The sequence below is a fragment of the Sulfuricurvum kujiense DSM 16994 genome (genome assembly GCF_000183725.1).
Lineage (GTDB): Bacteria > Campylobacterota > Campylobacteria > Campylobacterales > Sulfurimonadaceae > Sulfuricurvum > Sulfuricurvum kujiense.
This window is the reverse complement of sequence record NC_014762.1, coordinates 757,557-772,323: the sequence shown is the minus strand read 5'-3', so window position 1 is coordinate 772,323 and position 14,767 is coordinate 757,557. Positions and strand designations below refer to the sequence as shown.

Sequence of the window (14,767 nt, the reverse complement as noted above, 5' to 3'; positions counted from 1 at the left end):
AGAGAGAGGAGAGAGGGGATGTTTTTTCGGATTATTTTGCCATTTATATTCTACGTTTCCTCCTCATTTGCTTCAATCGTAATTGCTGAAAATACAGATCAAATTTCTAAGTTTTCCATCCCTTATGTTTATGATGAAAAATCGCTTTTATCGGTCGATGAAATTGCCGATAAAAATTTCACCCAGACAGTCCCTTCCCAATTTTCATTCGGATATAAAGACGGAACCGTATGGTTCAAACTAACTATTGAGAACAAGAGTCGAGACAATGATTTCATCCTGTACTTTGGCGAGCCGTTTTGGTCCACTTTTAATCTTTATGAACCGACTGAATCAGGATGGGTAAAGCACAGTGCCGGACTTTTAACACACCTTAACGAGCGTCAAATCGAAGATGCAAACCCCACTTTTCGCCTCACGATAGCTCCCGGGATGTCAAAAACATACTTTCTCCAAGGACAGACGATCAATGCCCAAATCGGTGCTTTTACACTTTACAGCGAAAAAGAGTTTTTTAGACCTAGTCGTTTGACCCTAAGAACGTTTTACCCTTTTTACTCAGGTATCCTTTTTATCATTATGATTCTGAATATATTTTTGTTAGTCGAGATGCGTGAGCGGATATATGCCTACTATATCGGATACGTCTCATCATTTATCGCTTTTGTCACTATGTTCAACGGCTGTTATCTCTATATCGGCTTTCATCCGTGGGAACAGGGACTTCACGTCGTCGGTACCGTAGTTTTGGCATTTATGGCCCTTTTTTCCAAAACGTTCCTTGAATTGGAAAAGTATTTCCCTAAAATGAACCGGTTATTCAAACTCTTTGCTGTCTCTTTTTTGACATTGGGAGTTTTAATCCATCTCGAAATACCTTTAGCAACACTGTTTTTTAATATTCTCTCCACTGTGTTTATCACGATTTTACTTACGCTTGCCGTTAAAATCTGGCAAAACGGCAAGATGCAAACCCCCTTCTATCTCATTGCCCTCATGATTTATATGCCGACAATGGGGATGATGGTATTAACGTTCAACGGCTTTTTGGAAAACACCGATATCAACCGGTACGCTTTTTTATTCGGGGCTTTGATCGAAATCATATTTTTCGCTCTTATCCTGGCCCAAAGATTTCATGCGGCAAAAGATGAAAAAATCCAACTACAAAAAGAGCTGTTGATAGAAAAAGAGAAGAATCAAGAGTATCTTGAACACAAAATTGACAAACAACGCCAAGAGATCAAAGAAAAAAATGCCATTCTTTTTCACCAGTCCAGACATGCGGCAATGGGTGAAATGATCTCCATGATCGCCCATCAATGGAGACAACCGCTTAATACCCTGGCCATCATCATACAAAACCTCTATTTTCAGCATAAACTGGGGCAATGGGATGAGGGGAATTTTGAACAATCGCATGATCAGTTCAATGAACATTTACAGTATATGTCCAAAACCATCGATGATTTTCGCAATTATTATAAAAATGACGAGACGAAACGGCCTGAAAATATCGGAGAAATCGTCGAACTGGCTTTAAGGCTGTGCGATGTCTTTTTAAAATATGCCAAAATCAAAACGACATTGACGATTTCAACCGATAAAATGGGGTACCTTTCAAAAAACGAATTGACCCAAGTATTGATGAATTTGATCAAAAACGCTCATGATGCCATCGTAGAACGTGGTATCCATCCAGGAAAAATTACAATCCTTGTAGAAGAAACAGACGGTTCTATAGCTATAAATGTCTGCGATAACGCAGGAGATATTTCGGGTGCTATTGCGGATAAAATTTTTGAACCCTATTTTTCGACAAAATCCGAAAACGGGACAGGATTGGGACTCTATATGTCCAAATCAATTATCGAAGACCACTTCCATGGTGCCCTTACCTTTCAGAACATCGATGCGGGAACCTGCTTTACGATAATGATTCCTATCTATGATAAAAGCATGGAAGAGGATAAAACACCCTAACCGATCCGAACTAGATTTTTTGTATTGCTCGACCCAGCGTATCAAAGAAAATCTCCAGCTTCTCCGCAGTCGCTTCTATCGTAAATTCCGCCCCTCTTTCTCCGAATACTTTACTAATACATCGAATAGCTTTTTGGGTAATCTCATATTCCACCATCGAAACGTTCGTATATTCACAGGAAAAGCGTTGTGTGTAAAGCTTTTCATAGGGCAATAACTCTGCTTGGGCATACGCCGCATTTGCCGCTTCGGCATACGCCCTCACCAGTCCACCGGGTCCCAGTTTCGTCCCTCCGAAATAGCGTACCGTAATCACTGCGGCATTGATGAGTTCATGTCCCTGCAGCACTGATAGCGTAGGCTTCCCTGAAGTCCCTTTAGGCTCGCCGTCATCACCGCTGTATTCGACGATCTGATCAAACTCATTCAGACTCCGGGTAGCACTGACAAAGTGAACCGCTTTGGGATGAATGGAACGCAGATAAGACATCTGTTCCTCATACTCAGAAATGGGCATTAAAAATGCGATAAATTTCGATCCTTTGATCTCGATCATATCGGTAAAAATTTGATTCACGGTATTCATGAATGCGATTATAGCATTTGCTATAATGGCGCATTTACTTTTGGAGCATAAATGATCGATTTTTTAATGAGCGGATATGGACTTGGTTCGATGGGACTGGTCGGAGTTATCCTTTTTTTAGTCTATCTCAAGCTGATGAAATGGGTTTTTAAAGCTGCCTTTTTCGGTATTCTCATCCTCGGAGCGTTTTGGTATTTCAATCGCTGATGACACCGCAACAATTGACAAAATAAGCGTTTAGAGTACAAGCTATACTTAAAATAATTTAAGTATAATTTCAGTCCAATCGCATTATAAGATGTGTTCGATATAAAAATCTTACAAATATAGACGATTTATATTGCATTAATGAAGTTGTGTTAAGATAGTGACAAGATGTTCCACTCAAAGTTTACTTCGGTAGATTTTAAGTGGCATATTCTGTTGATATGTCCATTTTTTTTCCTTAAAAACCATCGGAGTCCGTTTAGAACGTCAGACTGGGGTTAATTCATCAGTCCACACCCGTAGAATGCAGTAGTTTTTGGTCTACTGCCCCTCATCCCCTATCGTAAACAATGTTTTCAAATTGATTGTTTTATCTTGGTGTACTCTTACTTTAACCAATTTCACGACATTGCCGTTATATTTTTTGTAAAATTTATAAACGAGCTGTGATTTGCCCGTTCTTCGATCTGTTGTGTTTTCTTTTTCTATTCTATTGAAATTTTTTAGTATATCGGGAATGTAGCATAAATAATGGTGGTCTAATGGATGTCTATTATAGACATGACGAATATCATTGCAATGGATATAACATTGATAGCCCGTCAGATTTAGATTCAGAATAGCATGAACCCGTCTTATGCACTTTTCATGCAGAGGAAAAGTGATATAGTCTTGGGAGCGGCTATCCGATAATGCAACTTTCATCAAATCACAGATTAGTTGTTTGGGCATACCCCATACTTCCTTTTACAACAGATTTTTACTTTTCATCCATTCGATTGCTTTTTCCCATGTCTCGACGGCTATATTTTTTTTATTATCATGCCAGTTATTCCGTGCTTCATTAATAAGTATTGCATCGGTAATAGATACGTTAGCCTTTTTCAAATCCGTGTAGGCACTGTAAAGTGTCGCTACGATTTCGGCTTGCAACGTCCTCATCGGTTTCATAAGATGAAAAATATGCTCTATTTTTTGCTGATCCCAATATCGCCCTACATATTTTTTGTACTCTTCTACTTTTTCGAGAGGGTGGTAAACATATCTACTTATTTCACCATCCAATTTTTTCACTTCAAACCATTTTGCTTTTTTTAGTTGAGAGTCCACGGATCGAATCAGTTTTGGATCATACGGACCCATCGCATGACGTTTATAGTCTGTATCAAAATCCAGATTATTGACCGCTTCACACATATAAAGCATTTTTTGGAGCTTGACGTGTCCGAAAAATTGATCATCTTGACTGTTATCGATCAAGTAGGCGGCAAGGACACTGCGTTGGAAGGTTTTCGGTGCGTGTGGCTCCGTTGTATCGACTTCCGATTTTTCTTCAAACGCCTCTTTAAGAACTGATTGCATCAACATTTCAGCATTGGCTTTGGATTCATTGATTTGTTGTTCAAGGTCATCGCACATAGCAAAAAGATTTTCTACTTTTTCAACAATCACGTTCTGTTCTTCTATTGGAGGCAAGGGAATTAAAAGATTGGAAATCTCAACACTATTAATATTGTTAATTCCGACAGTCGTTCTTAACGGCATTTCTATTTGTTCTCTTATATATGGGCTTCTCAACGCATACTGAATATATTTAGCATCTATTGAAATACCAATGAAACGCAAACGAATTAGATACCCTGCATATCCATAATTTTGGAATTCATTGGATACCAATACCGACCTACCAACTATTTCTCTACTACCATTTGAACGGATAATTAAGATGTCATTATTTTCAAGAGTATACTGTGCTTTTTCTTTCTCAGAAAGATCTGTAAATTTTAAATCATCGACATTAATAATTCCAGATGATATATTAGGTATTCTTAAAATCGGAGTATTATATTTTTTCTCTTGAAAACATTTTTTCGATGTGCCATATTCTAATGATCTTAAAAGATTCCCTAATCTGCACCAACCCCAATTTTGAGGGATAATAAATGGAATATCATTGGTAAGAATTGGTGAAACCTCTGCACCCTTTTTAATTTTTTTCTCTTTGATAAGTCGTTCTTTCTCATCCCTTATTTTTTTGAGTAGTTTGGATACTGACTCTACGTCTGAATTTTCTTTTCGCCATTGCGCTGTCAATTTCCCTTCGATAGCTTCTTGAAGTATCGATTGACGGAGTTTTTTTAGGAGATTTTGTTGGCTAAAAATTTCATCTTCTATACGAATACTATAATTAGTTATGGAAGATATTTTATTTAAAATGCTTTCCTGTTGATCGATAGAGGGCAAAGGGATTTCAATTTTAAAAAAATCTTTTGGACTTATCCGTTTAGAACCTGCTCCTCGTGCAATCTTTTCAAGTGTTTTATAAAAATTCCCTTTTTTGAAAAAGTATAAAATCCACTCAGGCTTACATCTATTTATGTCTATATCAAAACAAGGTAAGTCAGAACTCGTTTCAAAGCCATCTAATTCTTTTGGAATGATTCCAAATGCACCTTTAAAGAGATTTTGTTTGCCATAAATGAATTGATTGAAACTTCTTATATAATATTTAGTAGCACCTTCGGTGTCATTTTTGACAGGTCTTTTTTCAACACCTTTAACGTTTAATCTTACAGTAATTCTGTTATTTGGGTCTGGATTAAGTGATTCTACCTTACTTTCCGTAAGAATGTCTCCAAGTAAAACTTTATTCATTAGTTAATTCACTTTTTAACATATTCAACAATACTTCACTTTTAGCAAATGATTGATGAAGCATCTCAAGAAGTTGAGTAGAAGTGTGTATCTCTTCTTCCTCTTTTTTATGAGGATTTTTGAAGTCAAGGTTATATCCACTATTTTTTATCGTCTCGATATCAACTTTCCACGCTTGTTCACTCTCTAAACGGTTATCCCACCATGCTTTTATCGGATCAAATTCTTTGAGTTGAATAGGATTCGTTTTGTTATATGCTTTCTGTCCTACTGGAAGTTGGTGTTCGTAATACCAAATCTCTTTTGTCGGCTCTCCTTTGGTAAAAAAAAGAAGGTTCGTAGCGACACTGGCATACGGTTGAAAAACCGAATTCGGAAGTCTGATGATTGTGTGTAGATTACAATCTTCGAGGAGCTTTTGACGAATACGGGCTTTTACCCCCTCCCCCGTCAGTGATCCATCAGGGAGAACGATCCCCGCTCTTCCTCCGTCTTTTAGATATTGTATTATCAGAATCAAAAACAAATCTGCCGACTCTTTCGTGCGGTAAATCATCGGGAAATTCATCTCCATCCCGTCCGTCACATTTCCACCGAACGGAGGATTGGCAAGAATGACATCCACTCTATCTTTTTGGGTAATCGAACTCAACTCTTTTGAGAGGGCATCATCGTATTCGATATTCGGCACTTCTATATCGTGCAAAACGAGGTTTGTAAGAGCAAGCATATGAGGAAGCGGTTTGAGTTCCACTCCTTTTATAGACTTTTGAAGCGTTAGACGGTCATCGATGTTTTTGACCTCTTTTTGTCGAATATGCTCAATCGCCGAGGTGAGGAATCCCCCCGTTCCGCAAGCAGGGTCAAAAACGATTTCACCGAGTTTCGGATCAACCCTATCGGTGATAAAATTGGTGATCGCACGAGGGGTATAAAACTCTCCGCTATCTCCCGCACTTTGCAGCTCTTTGAGGATAGTTTCATAAATATCCCCAAACATATGACGGTCTTCGGAGCTGTTGAAATTGACTTCATTGAGCTTGTTAATAACTTGTCGGATAATCGTCCCCGACTTCATATAGTTATTGTTTCCCTCGAACACTTCACGAACCAAAATCGCCCGTTTATTAGTCGTTCCTAATGCCAATTTTTGCAAAGTAGGAAATAGCTCCGTATTGATAAATACTAAGAGTGCCTCTCCCGTCAATCCCTCATCATCCGAAGCCCAGTTTCTCCACTGCAATTCAGCAGGGATGGGCGAGACATAGTTATCATCGAGAAGTTCCATTTCGATGTCTTTGTCATCAAAGATTTTGAGAAAAATCATCCATCCGAGCTGTTCGATTCGTTGAGCGTCACCATTGACACCCTTGTCTCCACGCATTAAATTACGGATTGTTTTTATAATTCCACTGATGTTATGACCCAATTTATGCTACCTTGTATAATTCGTTTTCTAGTTCTGCTATGACTTGCAAATATTTTTGTTTTCCGCCGAAAAGGGAGACGATTTCCACAGGTGATCCGATTTGATCAAACGGCTGAACCGTCAGCACTTTCATACTCTCGATATTTTCGATACCTTCATCGGCATATTTATCCAAAAGAGCTTCCAAAACGGCTTTCGCTTTATCCCCGTATTTGGTGAAATAGTCTCGTTTTCTAACATTTTCTGCCCTCTCTTTTCGACTAAGAGGCGGTTTATCAAATGCGGCATGACATATTAAATCAAAAATATCCATATCCCGACCAATCTCTTCACGAAAGTTATCTAAAATGATCCCTTTGTCTTCCAATTCGTCAATAAGAGCTTGTTTTCGCTCACTGGAAGTCCATCGATTGAGAAATTCATCCAATGAAGCGAACTCTTTTTTCACCTGCTGTTTGGTGTAATCTTTGAGGCTCCCCGTAATCAGCTTTCCGCTAGTGTCCATATATTGGATCCGCTCATTTAAAACAGCGACATTGACCCCATTCACAAAGATTTTTCCGCGAGGCTCAGGCGGCGGTTCTTCAATCTCTCCTCCATCTCGAATCGTCGGCGGTTCAAAAATTATCTCTTCGCCCGTCTCATCATCGGTAATCGGCTCATCATTATTCTCTTCGTCTTCGGGTGTTTCAATCTCATCGGTTTCGGAGATTTCTTTGATACGAACGGGATCGCCGTCAAAATTATAATCGGCAAACAAATCCGTCACGTTTCTAAAATCCATAATGGTGAAAAAGGTTTTGCCGTATTCCTCATTGATACGAGTTCCTCGACCAATGATTTGTTTAAACTCCGTCATTGAAGCGATATTGCTATCCAAAACAATTAACTTACACGTTTGAGCATCTACCCCTGTCGTCATCAGCTTGGAAGTTGTTGCTATAACGGGGTATCGTTCTTGGGGATTGATGAAGTTATCCAACTCCATTTTTCCCTCTTGATTGTCCCCTGTAATCTGCATAATGTATTTTGGATTTTGTGCCATTAAATCCGCATTTTCATTCGCAAGTGCGGCTCTCATCCGTTCTGCATGATTGATGTCGATACAAAAGACGATTGTTTTATCAAAACGGTTGGTCTTCTTCAAAAATTCGGTAATCTTTTTAGCGACAGTTTCGGTTCTCTCATCGATCACAAGATTCTTTTCAAAATCTTTTTTATTGTAAAGCCTGTCTTCAATCTCATTACCGAATTTATCGGTTTTCCCTTTTTCAGGTCTCCACCCTTCCAAATCGACATTCAATCCGACACGGATGACTTTATAAGGAGCGAGGAATCCATCTTCGATCCCTTGTTTAAGAGAATAGGTATAAATTGGATCACCGAAATATTCAGTGCTTGAAATTTCATTTGTCTCTTTGGGAGTAGCGGTTAAACCGATATGGGTTGCACTTTTGAAATATTCTAAAATCTCTCTCCACGCACTGTCTTCGGAGGCACTTCCTCGATGACACTCATCAATAACGATTAGATCAAAGAAATCAGAACTAAATTCACGATAAGCATCTTTGTCTTCATCGTAGTTAGTCAATCCTTGATACAAAGCCAAATAAATTTCAAACGATTTATCAATCTTTTTTTGCTTTACGACTGTCATAACATCTTTAAAATGTCGGAAATCACCCCGTTTAGTTTGATCAATCAGGGCATTTCTATCGGCAAGAAAGAGAATTCTCTTTTTCGTTCCACTCTTCCAAAGTCGATAAATAATCTGAAAAGCGGTATAGGTTTTCCCCGTTCCTGTTGCCATTGTTAGGAGAAGTCTATTTTGCCCTTTTGCGATTGCTTCGACTGTTCGATTGATAGCTATTTGCTGATAATATCTCGGACTTCGATTTCCACCGTCAAAATAATAATCTTGTGCAATGATTTTTTCTTCTTCGGGAGAAGTAATCCCTTTATACTTTTGGTATCGTTTCCAAAGTTCTTCAGGAGATGGGAAATTGTCCAAAGAAATTTCACGTTCTATCTGTCCATTTGACAAGGTTTTGTCGTATTCGTAGAATCCATTCCCATTACTGCTAAATACAGTGGGAATATCTAAAATGGTAGAGTATTCAATCCCCTGTTGGATTCCAGCTCTTACGGTGTGTTTATTGTCTTTGGCTTCGATTATCGCAATGGGTATATTGGGTTTGTAATAGAGAATATAATCAGCCCGTTTTCGAACACCACGAGCCGTTTTATTTCCTTTGACATAAATTCTACCGTCGGTAAAACTTACCTCTTCTCTAATTTGGGTTTCGATATTCCATCCCGCTTTGATTAAAGCAGGTAAAATAAATTGGGTACAAATGTCTCTTTCAGATAAATCTTTTTTAGAAGCCATTCCCAACCTTTTCACCCAATATATATGATTCTTAATTATAGCTAAATATATCAACCTATCAAAATAATATCCTTACCATATCTCTGAATTCACTATAATAAAATGATTTCGCTACAATTCTCAAATGGAACTTACCCCTCAAACTTCTCTCCTGCAATGGTACAATAAAAACGGTCGCCACGATCTGCCCTGGCGTACGACTGATAATCCTTACCACATCTATGTCAGCGAAATCATGCTTCAACAGACTCAGGTCAAAACCGTCCTCGAGCGGTTCTATTTTCCGTTTTTAGAACGTTTTCCGACCCTGCTGGATATAGCCGAAAGCGATTTGGATGATGTTCTTAAAATGTGGGAAGGACTCGGATACTACACACGAGCCAAAAATCTGCATCATGCCGCCCGTCAATGTAACGGCATCCTCCCCGACAATGCCCATGATTTGATGAATCTCAGCGGCATCGGACGTTCTACCGCCCATGCGATTGCCGCCTTTGCGTACCGTGAAAGCCTCCCCATACTTGATGCAAATGTCAAACGGATACTGCATCGCTATTTTGCTCTAAAAGAGCGAAATGAAAAAAAACTGTGGGAATACGCTTATGCCCTCTTCGATTCCAGCCATCCGTTTGAATACAATCAGGCGATGATGGATGTAGGCGCTACGGTATGTCTTGCCAAAAAACCGCTGTGCGAAGTTTGCCCGTTTAAGGAGAGCTGCCAAGGAAAAACAGATCCCCTCACCTATCCTGATGCAAAAGCTAAAACACGCAAGCCCATCCGAAAACGCTCCATCATTGTTTATCAGCGCCATAGCCGATACGCACTAATGCAACGGAAAGAACGTTTCTTACACGGATTATGGGGATTTTATGAAACAACAGAAATACCGGGTGGTACAGCATTAGGAAATATTACGCAGCACTACAGCCATTTTACCCTTGAAGCAAACGTTTACCTAAGTCATGAAGATGTCGAAGAAGAGTTCGAATGGTTTACGATAGAAGAGATCACACAGCTCTCACTGAGCCGTGCCGATCATAAAGTGGTCGAATTTATAAAGAAAAGCGCTTAGGATCGAAAAAGGTATCGTCACTGATATGGCCGAATGCTGAGTTGATAGAGACGAACAGATCCGGGTATTTTGCTTCCATCTCTGCGAGCATCACTTTCATACTCGCTCTGGCATGAGGCATTTTAACATCAAAGCGCATTGACGGACACGCTTCATCTCCGATCGTCGGCATCTCGTTTTCCAACGCGCAGGCGGCTAGCTGACGCTCTCTAAGCTGTATCAACGGACGGATAACGATCAAACCGTTCCCCGCTTTATATTTGGGAGCGAGTGCTCTCATATGACCGTTATAGATCAAATTCATAAAAAAACTCTCCGCCGCATCGTCTAGATGGTGTCCCAGAGCTACTTTATTGCATCCGTATTCTTTTGCGGCACTGTACAATGCTCCGCGTCGCATCCGTGAGAAAAAACTGCAAAACGAAGAGTTCTGACGGATTTTATCAGCCGCAATCTCATAGGTATTGGTCTCGTAGATTTTATGGGGAATCTCATGCTCCGCACAATGTGCGATCAAAGCCGACAAATCCTCGCCCATACCGTACGTTACCGTTACAGCAAGAATCTCAAATTTAAACGGGGCGCGCCGCTGCTGTTCACGCAATGCATGAACCATGGTCAGCGAATCTTTCCCGCCGCTAAGACCGACAAGGATACGATCACCCTCTTCAATAAGAGCGAATTCGGCATTGGTACGGCCGATTTTGCTCATAATTTTTTTACTGAGTTTAATCGCCAATGCGTTTTACCATCTCTAAAATAAATTTGGCACTTACCTGTGCCGAGCTTTTGAGGAACGTATCAAAATCCATTCCGGCATCACCGTCAGCCGCATCGCTGATCGCACGGAGAATAAAAAACGGAACACCGAAATTTTGACAGACGCACGCTACGCTTGTCCCTTCCATTTCCAAAGCATCGGCATTAAACGTCTTCTCTATCCATTCTTTTCGCTCGCTTGATGCGACGAATTGATCTCCCGTTGCAATAATCCCTTCATAAAGATCAACCCCCATATCAACAGCGATTTCAGAAGCAAGAGAGCGCATATCCTCATCCGATTCGATCATAACGAAGCTCTCGGGAATAAAGCCCTCAGGATGCCCGAAAGCGGTGATATCGACATCATGCTGACACAAAGCACTTGCCATAATCAAATCGCCGATTTTCAAATCTTTGCTGATCCCTCCGGCGACACCGCTAAATAAAAGCGCTTTCGCACCGTAGCGTTCCAACATGATCGTAGCGGTAATCGCTGAAAAAACTTTCCCTATTTTAGAATAGGCGATAATAAGCTCATGACCTGCATATTCAGCATGATAGTATATATTTCCCGCATATTTCTCAATGGTGTAATTACCCAATGCGGCTAAAATCGGTTCTATTTCTTCGCGCATTGCACCCATAATGGCAATTTTCATTTTTTCCCTTATCTGTTTTTTACTAAATATCGACCCAGTTTTTTCAACCGTCCGTCGAGAGAACATATTTTTTCTTCACATTCAAAAAGTGATAAACGCTGCTCTATTTTTCCCATCGGAGAGATGACACGGCTTCCGCCCCAAAAACCTAGCCCGTCTTCAAATCCGACACGATTAACGAAAACAACATAATTATGGCTCAAAAGTGCGGTAGATTTCAACAACGCATCCCATTGGGATTCAATGCTGATCCCCTCCTCCGTAAAATCACGTGCCGGAGAAGCGGCCAATACGTAAACAACCTCTGCATCCGATGCAGCAATCTCGGCCATCGTCTCTGCTCGCCATACATCTTCGCATATGACCATTACGGCATTTCCGTGAGGAGTTTGAAAGGATATGATCTCATTGCCTGCGCTAAAATAGCGCCCCTCTTCGAACATCCCATAAGTCGGAAGATGATTTTTATGGTGAATGTGAAGCAATTGGCCTTGTGAAAAGTAAAGGGCGGAGTTATAAACATGCCCCTCATCCCACAGTGCCGCACCGATGACGATATCACATGCTTCACTTGCCTTTTTAAGATCATCCAACTCGTCAATTTTCCACGCATCTTCATAGAGTTTATCTTGAAGAAGATAGCCGCTGAGAGCAAGTTCGGGGAAAACAACGACATCCGCACTTTTGTTTGATTCAACCAAGGCGAGAACGTCAGCGAGATTCGATCGGCTGAGTTTCGGTGCAGATTGAATCAAAGCTACTTTCATGAGAGTGCTTCACAAACCTTGCTAAGCGATTCCATATCCGAAATGCCCAATGTCTCGACATCCGGGGCATTGCGTTTATTCAGCCCTTTTAAAACCGCACCGTTACCGAATTCGATCATCATATCGATCTCGCCGGCAACCGCTTCGATCGATTGCTTGTATTTAACGGGCTGAATCAACTGAACTTTAAGCAGTTTCAATGCCTCGGATTTCGTCGCATACTTTTCAGTCGTTACGTTCGATACGATCGGAGCGCTGAAACTGTCATTCACCATTGCTTCCATCGCTTCGCCCAGCGGCTCCATAGCACTTGAGAGGAGCGGACAGTGGCTGGCGATTGACATGTTCAGCAATAATGCCCTCTTCGCACCCGCTTCTTTGAATACGCTCTCCATCGATTGAAGATCTTCTTTAATGCCGGCAACAACAAGCTGACCCGCTTGGTTATAATTGGCAGGCCACACCTGCTTGCCCTCGCTATTTGCTTTTGCGCAAAGTTCTTCGACCACTGCGTCATCAAGACCCAAAATAGCCATCATCCCCGCATTAATGCTCTCACATGCCTGAGACATAAGCTTTCCACGTTTATGCACCAATTCAACCGCATCGACATAGTTGATCGCACCGCTGGCGCATAGAGCACTAAATTCGCCCAAAGAGTGGCCCAAAAACATTACGGCATCACTCGGTCGGGATTCTTGAAACAATTTATAGGCGATCATCGATACCAATAAAATCGCGGGTTGGGTGTATTCGGTTTTATCGAGTTGATCGTTTTCCTCAAACAAAAGTTTTGCAAAATCAACTCCGATACGCTCGCCCGTTTTTTCAAACATTTCACGAGCGAGCGCGCTGTTTTCATAAAACGATTTACCCATACCGATGCTCTGGCTTCCCTGACCAGGGAAAATCATCGCGATTTTTTTTGACATTAATGCTCCTTGATTTCTAATTGGTATTCGCCATGATCGGCAATTTTTTTCCGTAACGTATTGCGGTTCAATCCAAGCCGCTCAGCCAACTGTAATTGGGACTTAAACCGTTTGATACCCGCACGGATAAGGGGAACTTCGTACAGATGCAAAAACGCCCTATAGTCATTGTTGCTTCCGAGTTTTTCTTCCAAATAGTGTTCCATAATCTCCATCAAATCATTTTCATTAATGCTGTCAAACAAATAATGCATGTAAACTTGACGCCGTAGAGAAATAGCGTTTTCACTCAAGTCAGGAATAAACCCCTCATAATCAAATGGCTCAGATTTTCCTAGGGTATGGCTTGCTTCTTTGACAAAAGCTTCTACCAATACGGCAACATCTTCCTGCCGCTCACTCAATGGCGGTAATGCAAGACGAATCGTAAAAATCTCATCCAACTGATCTTGAGAATAACGGCCTCCGCCGGTTGCTATGACACGTGTACGTGTTTTTTGGATCGTCTCTATAAGACGTTTTAGATTAGCGACATTATCCAGTCGATGAATAATGACATCACTATGCGACTCCAATGCATCAAGAAGTTCATCAAAATGACCGGCATCAATGATGGGTGCATGGGGAAGTATATAACGGGCAAGGGTAAGTTTACCCGTCCCCCGTTCTCCGAAAATGATAGCGTTAACCCCTAATCCTTTTAGTAGGTTAGCGGTTTTAAACGCTTCAATAGAAGCGTTCGATGCAGTTAAAAAATTAGTGACATCCACAGCCGTGATTACCGCCACTTCCACAACATCCGCTATTATCCACTTTGTTTTCCGCCGGAATTCCGGTCATCGCTTCTTCTGCCGATGCATCACGTACATTAGAAATAGTAACGGTGAACATCAAATCTTTTCCTGCAAGAGGGTGATTGAAATCGATAATGACCGCATCGTCTTTAATTTCTTTTACCACAACTTGAACGGTTCCGCCGTCTTCGCCTTGTCCGTACAATGTCATACCGACATTCAAATCGATCCCTGCAAATTGTTCACGAGGAAGTTCTTGCTGCGCTTCTTCGTTGTAATCACCGTATGCATCGTGCGCTTTAACCAATACGTCGCCTTTATCACCCATATTCATGTGTGCGATTCCAGCTTCAAGACCTGGGATAATTTGACCTTTTCCAAACATAAATGTCAACGGGTGTCCGCCGACATTGCTGTCCACGACAACTCCGCCGTCACGTACTTCATACTCGATCGATACAATTTGATTATTTTCAATTGCCATTTGATTAGCCTTCTTTTAAGATTTTGCGATTGTAGCACATTTACC

14 protein-coding genes are annotated in these 14,767 nt (G+C 40.9%); 3 read left to right on the top strand and 11 right to left on the bottom strand.

All coding sequences use genetic code 11. The annotated features are described in order from the left end of the window. The first annotated feature begins 18 nt into the window (after nt 1-18). Nucleotides 19-1,983: a sensor histidine kinase gene (locus SULKU_RS14265; protein ID WP_013459643.1), complete on the top strand. Its 1,965-nt coding sequence runs from the start codon at nt 19-21 to the stop codon at nt 1,981-1,983. A 10-nt stretch (nt 1,984-1,993) separates the two neighbouring features. Here the strand turns inward: SULKU_RS14265 and SULKU_RS15380 are convergent, their stop codons facing one another. Beyond that, entirely contained in the window at nt 1,994-2,569 is a 576-nt protein-coding gene (locus SULKU_RS15380; protein ID WP_013459642.1) for a YigZ family protein, read from the bottom strand. 51 nt (nt 2,570-2,620) lie between these two features. On the opposite strand from SULKU_RS15380, the gene SULKU_RS14975 reads away from it, so the two are divergent. After that, on the top strand, nt 2,621-2,776 hold the full coding sequence (locus SULKU_RS14975) for a hypothetical protein (protein WP_013459641.1): 156 nt from the start codon (nt 2,621-2,623) through the stop codon (nt 2,774-2,776). Between the two features lie 321 nt (nt 2,777-3,097). On the opposite strand, the gene SULKU_RS03935 is transcribed toward SULKU_RS14975, so the two are convergent. From SULKU_RS03935 to hsdR, 4 genes are read right to left on the bottom strand one after another with little or no spacing between them, the layout of a single operon-like run. Continuing rightward, nucleotides 3,098-3,508: a PBECR3 domain-containing polyvalent protein gene (locus tag SULKU_RS03935; protein WP_013459640.1), complete on the bottom strand. Its 411-nt coding sequence runs from the start codon at nt 3,506-3,508 to the stop codon at nt 3,098-3,100. A gap of 15 nt (nt 3,509-3,523) precedes the next feature. Next, complete coding sequence (locus SULKU_RS14260; protein ID WP_013459639.1) at nt 3,524-5,431, bottom strand: restriction endonuclease subunit S; 1,908 nt, start codon at nt 5,429-5,431, stop codon at nt 3,524-3,526. Beyond that, entirely contained in the window at nt 5,424-6,860 is a 1,437-nt protein-coding gene (locus SULKU_RS03925; protein ID WP_013459638.1) for a class I SAM-dependent DNA methyltransferase, read from the bottom strand. Before SULKU_RS03925 ends, SULKU_RS14260 begins: the two co-directional genes overlap by 8 nt. Before the next feature lies 1 nt (nt 6,861). Then, complete coding sequence (hsdR, locus tag SULKU_RS03920) at nt 6,862-9,249, bottom strand: EcoAI/FtnUII family type I restriction enzme subunit R (RefSeq protein WP_013459637.1); 2,388 nt, start codon at nt 9,247-9,249, stop codon at nt 6,862-6,864. Between the two features lie 124 nt (nt 9,250-9,373). On the opposite strand from hsdR, the gene mutY reads away from it, so the two are divergent. Next, entirely contained in the window at nt 9,374-10,324 is a 951-nt protein-coding gene (gene mutY, locus SULKU_RS03915) for an A/G-specific adenine glycosylase (protein WP_013459636.1), read from the top strand. On the opposite strand, the gene SULKU_RS03910 is transcribed toward mutY, so the two are convergent. The 6 genes from SULKU_RS03910 to SULKU_RS03885 are packed head-to-tail and all read right to left on the bottom strand — an operon-like array spanning nt 10,305 to nt 14,722. Next, complete coding sequence (locus SULKU_RS03910) at nt 10,305-11,036, bottom strand: PP-loop family protein (protein WP_041666909.1); 732 nt, start codon at nt 11,034-11,036, stop codon at nt 10,305-10,307. The two genes, mutY and SULKU_RS03910, sit on opposite strands and share 20 nt — an antisense overlap. 16 nt (nt 11,037-11,052) lie before the next feature. Then, nucleotides 11,053-11,745 (bottom strand): 5'-methylthioadenosine/adenosylhomocysteine nucleosidase, encoded by a 693-nt coding sequence (locus SULKU_RS03905; RefSeq protein WP_013459634.1) that lies wholly within the window; start codon nt 11,743-11,745, stop codon nt 11,053-11,055. A gap of 8 nt (nt 11,746-11,753) precedes the next feature. Next, nucleotides 11,754-12,512: a nitrilase-related carbon-nitrogen hydrolase gene (locus tag SULKU_RS03900; RefSeq protein WP_013459633.1), complete on the bottom strand. Its 759-nt coding sequence runs from the start codon at nt 12,510-12,512 to the stop codon at nt 11,754-11,756. Next, entirely contained in the window at nt 12,509-13,444 is a 936-nt protein-coding gene (gene fabD, locus SULKU_RS03895) for an ACP S-malonyltransferase (RefSeq protein WP_013459632.1), read from the bottom strand. Before fabD ends, SULKU_RS03900 begins: the two co-directional genes overlap by 4 nt. Then, complete coding sequence (locus tag SULKU_RS03890; protein ID WP_245535162.1) at nt 13,444-14,238, bottom strand: helix-turn-helix domain-containing protein; 795 nt, start codon at nt 14,236-14,238, stop codon at nt 13,444-13,446. Before SULKU_RS03890 ends, fabD begins: the two co-directional genes overlap by 1 nt. After that, nucleotides 14,201-14,722: an FKBP-type peptidyl-prolyl cis-trans isomerase gene (locus SULKU_RS03885; RefSeq protein ID WP_013459630.1), complete on the bottom strand. Its 522-nt coding sequence runs from the start codon at nt 14,720-14,722 to the stop codon at nt 14,201-14,203. Before SULKU_RS03885 ends, SULKU_RS03890 begins: the two co-directional genes overlap by 38 nt. Nucleotides 14,723-14,767: the final 45 nt, after the last annotated feature.